Here is a 337-nt window from a genome sequence, read left to right as displayed (position 1 = left end):
TGGCGAGGGCCGCGCTACGCCAGCGAGGCTCGCTCTCGGTCTGGTTTGATCCCGACATGGTCTGGTACGCCGGAAAGACCGGCAAGCGTGGGCGGCCCGAGACATTCTCTGATGCAGCGGTCCAGGTCTGCCTCACGCTGAAAGTGCTCTTCGGCCTTCCACTTCGGCAAACGGTCGGGCTGGTCGAGAGCCTGATCCGGATGGCTGGGCTCGACTGGCCGGTGCCGGATTATTCGACGCTGTGCCGACGCCAGGCGCGGATCGGTGTGCAAATCCCGTATCGCCGCACTGGCAGGCCTTTGAACCTGCTTATCGACGGTCGAGCCATCGTCCGCCA

Annotated in this window: 1 protein-coding gene; it reads left to right on the top strand. The window is 64.7% G+C overall.

What is annotated here, in order from left to right:
• A partial coding sequence (locus tag CVV76_RS24525; RefSeq protein ID WP_146010405.1) for a transposase occupies positions 1-337 on the top strand: 337 nt, incomplete at both ends.

This window comes from Acidimangrovimonas sediminis, assembly GCF_002871005.1.
Lineage (GTDB): Bacteria > Pseudomonadota > Alphaproteobacteria > Rhodobacterales > Rhodobacteraceae > Acidimangrovimonas > Acidimangrovimonas sediminis.
Note: the sequence above shows the minus strand (reverse complement) of the source record. Positions and strands in the feature narration are given on the sequence as shown.